Below are 6,994 nucleotides of genomic sequence, written 5' to 3'. Positions count from 1 at the left end.
ACACGTAGTATCTTTTTGTATCTAGTATATAATATAATTTAACTAAAGAAATTCCATACTAAACCAAAGCGAAGCATAAAATCTTTATAAGGATAATTTGGTGCAGTATAATAATTATATCCAGACATGCTACTATTAAAATGTTCTAAAATAATATAAATACGTGCTGTACGAACTTTCATATTAATGAAGAAATCAAATACAGGGTAATCACCTATCTTCACCTTATCTTGAATAAAGAAATCTCCTAACAAGGGATTATAGTCATCTCCATAATATTTGCTGAAATACTTAAAGGTAATTCCTGTTTGGAACTTCAAAGCATTATCAAAAAAAGCATCAGTGTAATAGAACGTATTTCTTGTTAAAAATTTAGGTACATTGACAATATTATCTTTCTGATCTACATTTTGATATAAAACAGTATTATCTAAGCCAAAACGACCAAAATGAAAATCTTTTGATGCCTGCAATGACATATAATTTATTGTGTTCCCATATTGTTTAGGAGTAACCAACACTTGATCAGGAATACCAAAATCATTAAAAGAAGTAATATTATTAGAGAAATACAATTTATCCTTTAAAGTAGAATAACTCCCTGATAAACTAATCCAAGGGGTATTTAATGTCACATCAAATTGATTTACTTTCTCATTATTCCAATTATTATTCCAGTTGTAATTTACATAATCACTTTGATATAAATAATAACTTAAATTACCCATACGACTTAAATTCTGATAACTAAAATCTAAACTAGTTTCTTCATTTAAATCATATCTTAAGTTTGCTTCAATATTTCTCGTATTATCATTACCAAGAGAACTACTAAGAAGCAAATTAGCTCTCCAATTATCTTTGCGGTAAATATACTTTCCCCCAATCATAGTTATATTCTTACTAATCTCGTCAGGAATAATCTTTCCTCCAATATGTGCTATACTATTGTAATCATATTTATATCGATGAAAATCAGTAAAAAACTCAAACCTACCTAACAAATCAGATTGATAAGCTGCACCTATTCTATTATATAGTCTATAATACTTAGTTTTATTTCGAATACTACTTTGAAAAGCATCACCAAATCTAAACTGATCATCGTAAATATTACCTATATTATCTTGCTTAAACTCATAAAATTTATCTTCATAGACAAATTCATGTGTCAATAATATTCCATTCTCAAAAGAATTATTTAATTGATATTGGTGATTTAGAAAAATACGTTTACCCTTTAACATTGTTTCCATATCACGGAAATACACGTTTAAGCGCTCTCTTTTATTATAAGGTTTCTTACTTTCTTTAAAAAGATCTAAATCTCGTATACCACCGTTCTCTTCGTTCAATATATCTTGCATTGTAAAATGCGTACGCAATAGATATTTTTTATTTGGAGAATAATAACTAGATCCTATTCTGAAATTACCAGCAGACGTAAGTTGATTAATATATTTACCCACGGAACGCAGCCCCTTATATCCAATAAAAAAGTTTAAATTCTCACTAGTATTTAAAGTAATAAAAGCATCTAAATTCTGCCCTTGTTTCATTACAGATTTATAATACAAATCAGTATATGGAGTTGGTGCTGAATAATATTTAATATCCTCTACATTTAAATATCCAAACTGTCTTCCTGTAAATCCAAAATCAGGTAAGATTTGATTTGCTCTAGAATTAAACTTTAATGATTGATAAGTTTGTCCTTCATTATTAAAAGGTAATAATCCAAAATCATCTCTTCTTAAATAATTAAGAGTATAATATTTTTTTATACTTAAAGCAGTATCGACTGCAATCGTATCATTTTTAATTGAAATAATTTTATAATCGCGAATAGGAGCAACAGAATCTTTTTTTACACCACCTCGTAAACTTTCCTTTTCACTGTTTTCAGTCTTATCATCCCCATTGACAGATAAATTATTATTTCCAGGATTCATAAACTGAGCATGAATACTAAAACTTAATAGACAAACAATTATTGCGAAATACTTCTGCATGAATAAATAAATTTGGACAAAGGTAATTTTATTTTTTAATAATAAGATTCTTTCTACCACACTAACAGTAAAAGAATTGATAAAAATATTTAAAAAAATAAGACCTTGAGCGTTTCCACTCAAGGTCTTTTAATAATAAATAATATTTAAACTATTTTTTAGCCCATATTAACTTAGAATCCATTTTATCCCCACCTAAACGAGCAGCAGCTTCTTCTTTATTAGCCTTATTAATTAAATCCATATCTGATGGATAAGTAATACGCTCTGGTAAATCTTTTAAGTAATCTACTTGATCAGTTGGTTTAAATACATACTCAGTTTGTCCATCAGGTCCAGGTCCAATTAACTTATGGCTATCTCCAGGAAGAATAAATGTACGTGGAAACTTAGTTCTCCTATACTCTGCCCAAGCTTCATATGGCTGCATAAATAATGCAATATATTTTTGTGTCATAACAGTTTCTTCAGAAGCTGCAGGTAATTTAGCAATATAATCATTAATTGCTGTTGCCTCTACTCCCCATCTTTCCATAGATGCTGTAATACCGTTAACATAATGACCTTGATCCCAACCTTTATATTCAGAAAGTAAAAATTCAACTTCCGCATATTCCATTAAAATCTCAGTATAATTAGCCTTATAAACATTACCACTAATTTGAGAAGATAATTTAGCTTGTGAACCAGTATAACTACCTGGAATACCAACTGGCATACCAATATAGAAAGAAGGATCTCTATCTACATAATTATTCATCTCAATACTTGGTATATGAGAAAGCTCTGGATTATAAGTAAAACGTACACCAACTTCTTTTGTTACCGTACTTCCATTTTCTTCCACATCTAATAACTGCGTTCTAGGAGCAACCATTTTGAACAAACGTGGATCTACAATATCAGCAAATGGGTTAGCAACTGTAGCCTTAGTTTTCTCACCTTTTAATAATTCAACAAAAGTTATTGCTGGTGCGAAATCATTACGGTTATCAACGAAAGCGGCTCTATAAAAAGGAGCAGGATTTACTTTATCATTTTGAAAAATTTGTCCTACAGTGTCATCGTTTGATTCCATAACTCCATCTTGTATAGCAAAATCAATATAATCTTTTGCTTCTGGGATAACTGCTTTTACTCTGTTTCCAATTTTTAACATTAGAGAGTTAGCAAACTTTTTAAGTTTAGAACCAGAACCAAAAAGATGATCTCCACTATTAAAAACTATTTGACCTACCTCGATAGATTCAGATGCTTCTTTTAGTTCTTTAAGCATATCTTTGTAAATCTTCTCTTGAGTAGCAAATTTAGGTGTGCTAATTTCTCCTTTTTCTCCCAAAGTCATAGCTTGAAAGTCTGGATCATCACTTCCATAAGAATAGTAAGGTACATCACCATAAATTTCTAAAGCTTGTAATTGTGTATAAACCAACATTACTCTAGCAACAGCTAACTGGTTTGCTGGATTACCATAATTTTTAATTTTGCTTTCATTTAATGGATCACTTACGATATCAGCAATCTCTTTATAAGCTTTAGCAGCTAAATAAATATTTGTATAAAGACTATTATTAACCCCTGTTCTAAATTGATATCTGTCCTCTTCTGTATAGTTACGTTGTGCTGAATATTGCACCCAAGGAAGAGCCATACGTCCTGATGGAAAACCACCTCTAGTATCTGTCATCAAGTTCTTATTCGCATCATTAAATAGACCTCCAGTAGTAACCTCAGTAGGTTTATTAGGATTCACATTAATATCTTCTAAATCCTTATCACAGCTTACAACTACAAGAAGGCATGCAATAAAGGACATTTTATATATAAACTTTTTCATAAGATGTTCTAAAATTTAAATTTAACATTCATACCGTATGTTCTTGTAGATGGTAATGAAGCTCCTTCTATTGCTTGAATGTTTCCACTTCCATAAGATGCCATTTCTGGATCCATACCTTTCCAATCTAATCCCCAAGTCAACAAGTTTCTTCCGTATACTGAAAGTGTAATTCCTTTAAATGGTCCAATCCATTTTTTTGGTAAATCATAACCTAATGTTACTTCTCTTAATTTGATATAATCTGCATCAAAAATATTTTGTGCATCTACACCACCATAATGAGATTGTGCCCATTCTTGTCCACCTACTACAATATCATTTTTACTTCCATCTTCTTTAACTCCGTCAAGAACTAAACCATTCTCACGAACATTATTGTTAGCAGTTTTGTCTAACATACCTGAATACATTCCAAACATATGTGTTGTTGAGAAATATTTTCCACCTTTCTGCATATCAATTAAAACTCCTAAACGGAAACTCTTATATTGGAAAGTATTTCTAATTCCCATATTGTAGTCTGGTAAATAAGATCCTAAAGCTTTAACATCAGTTGCTTGATATAATCCATTCGCACCTACAACTCTATTTCCATTATTATCTCTTACATAATCAGTACCATAAATTTGACCATAAGTTTCACCTACTTTACCTTGTAATGAAACTTGGAAAGGAGCTGTAGTAATTTCCACAGATTCTACTCCATCAGCTAATCTAGTTAACTCATTTTTATTTTTAGAGAAGTTCCAAGAAATATCCCAAGAGAAATCTTCTGTACGTACTGGTGCTAAATTAACAGTAGCTTCAATACCTCTATTTTTCATATCTCCAGCATTCATCCAACGATAAGCATATCCTGTAGATCCATCATATTGAACACGAGTAATTAAGTCTTTTGTTTTGATTTCATAGTAAGAAACTTCAAAACCAATTCTATTGTTTAAGAATGCAGCTTCTAAACCAATTTCTTTGGTTGTCATCATCTCTGGTTTTAAATCAGGATTATTAGCTGTTGCACTTAATGAGTAAGAAGGATCCCCTAAGAATGGACTATTAATGTTATAATAATCACTTGTTCTATAAGCATCAGTATCGTTACCCACTTGAGCCCATCCTAATCTTAATTTACCAAAACTTAACCAATCTAATTCAGGTGTTAACTGAGAGAAGATAAATGTTCCTGTAACAGAAGGATAAGTAACTGATTTCTTAACTGTAGAGAACCAATCTGTACGAGTTGTTCCCTCTAAGAATAAAAATTCTTTATAGTTAACCGATACCGATCCAAAAACACTATTTGTACGCATATGAGTACTTTCATTTGAAGCTTTAGCATCAGAAGCACTATTACTTAAATTATATAAGTTAGGCAATACTAAACCTCCTACTGAAGTTCCATATAAATAATCTCTACGTTTTTCACTTCTATTAACTCCAACAAAAGCATTAATACCAAAATCACCAAAATGATCATCGAAATGGATACGTCCTTCATAGTTATATTCTGAAACATTACGTTTCATAATACTATATTTCGATTGTTTTTGTGATCCTACAGCAACACGCTCTTCAACATTAAAACTATAACGATCTCCATATACTGTACCAACAGCATATAAGTTATCAGTAAAATTATAAGTTAACTTAACATTCCCGAAAGTTCTATTTCTAATATCTGTAGAAGTATTTTCATGTACAGTCCAATAAGGGTTGTCTGAGTAAGCTACGCTACCATCATCCCAGCTATTTCTATTCCAAGATCTTTGACTACCATCCGCACGTTTATAATTTTTAAGTGTATTAAAATCTAATTGTCTTTGTCCCCATTGGAAGAATTTTTGTGCAACAGAATTATCACCATATCCAACTTCTGGACGGTTAAAACCTTTTGTATACACATAATTAAAATTAGATTCAACTTTTAAATTCTCGTTTAATTGAGTAGAAGCACACTCACAGAGAAATTGTTACGTTGTAATTTTGAATTTGGAACTACTCCTTCAGTAACATTATTACTAAAAGACATTCTCACATTACTTTCTTTAAAAGATTTAGCAACGGATACCGATTGGTTATGAGTTACTCCAGTATTAAAGAATGATTTTACATCATGTTTAGATTTCTGCCATGGAATTTCTTTCATGTACTCATCTGCAAATTCAGGATCGAATGCATTCCAAGGTAAATACATAGTACCATCATATTTAGGTCCCCAACTCTCATCTACAGAATACTCTGCTACATTATAAGTCTTTCCTCCAATTACAGCAGTTGGAAGTACATTAGCAGAACCTCCTCCATACTCCTTTTGAAGTTTAGGCATTGTACTAATACTTTCAAAAGTAATACCAGTATTTACTTCAACATCAGTTCTACCATTTTTAGCTGATTTTGTAGTATAAAGAATAACACCGTTACCTCCTCTATTACCATATAAAGCAGAAGCAGGCCCTCCTTTTAATACAGTTACTGATTCAATATCATCTGGATTAATATCCGCTGATGTATCTCCGTAATCACGACCTCCAGCACCTCTTTGCATGTTTGCATCAGCGAAGTTACTGTTATCCAATGGAACTCCATCGATTACAATTAACGGTTGGTTATTTCCAGTTACAGATTTAATACCACGTAAAACAATACGGTTTGATCCTCCCATAGAAGAAGGAGCAGTTACCTGAAGACCAGCTACGTTACCTGATAATGCGTTAACAGCATTAGTTTGTCCAGCTGAAGATAAGTTATCTCCTTTTACCTCTTGAGATGAATAACCTAATTTCTTCTTATCTCTCTTAATACCTAAAGCGGTAACCACTACTTCGTCTAACATTTCGTCATCACTTGACAAAGAAACATTATACGTAGAAGAAGCCCCTACTGTGTATCTTACATCTTTATACCCAATAAAAGAAAACAAAACAACATCGCCTGTTTTAACTTTTAAAGAGTATTTTCCATCCATATCAGTCTGTGTACCTTCTGAAGTACCGACTAATACAACTGAAACGCCCGGCATTGGGAATCCTTCATCTGTTACAACACCTGATAAGTTTTTTTCTTGAGCAAAACCTAATTGTGTGAACAAAGTCAAGATAACCATTAAAGTCCAATTTAACTTTGATTTCATTATAATACTACGTGT

General features: G+C 31.5%; 2 protein-coding genes and 1 pseudogene. All 3 read right to left on the bottom strand.

The annotated features are described in order from the left end of the window. Positions 1-38 precede the first annotated feature (38 nt). The 3 genes and pseudogenes from RH98_RS14285 to RH98_RS16215 all read right to left on the bottom strand — a co-directional run bounded on the left by RH98_RS14285 (position 39) and on the right by RH98_RS16215 (position 6,979). Positions 39-2,012 carry a putative porin gene (locus tag RH98_RS14285; protein WP_026038926.1) on the bottom strand — a complete coding sequence of 658 codons (1,974 nt, stop codon included), beginning with the start codon at positions 2,010-2,012 and terminating at the stop codon, positions 39-41. A gap of 151 nt (positions 2,013-2,163) precedes the next feature. Next, positions 2,164-3,849 carry a SusD/RagB family nutrient-binding outer membrane lipoprotein gene (locus RH98_RS14280; protein WP_026038925.1) on the bottom strand — a complete coding sequence of 562 codons (1,686 nt, stop codon included), beginning with the start codon at positions 3,847-3,849 and terminating at the stop codon, positions 2,164-2,166. Positions 3,850-3,857: 8 nt separating this feature from the next. After that, a pseudogene (locus tag RH98_RS16215) lies at positions 3,858-6,979 on the bottom strand (SusC/RagA family TonB-linked outer membrane protein). Between the last annotated feature and the right edge of the window lie 15 nt (positions 6,980-6,994).

Origin of the sequence: Myroides injenensis M09-0166, from assembly GCF_000246945.1 — a bacterium.
Lineage (GTDB): Bacteria > Bacteroidota > Bacteroidia > Flavobacteriales > Flavobacteriaceae > Flavobacterium > Flavobacterium injenense.
Note: the sequence above shows the minus strand (reverse complement) of the source record. Positions and strands in the feature narration are given on the sequence as shown.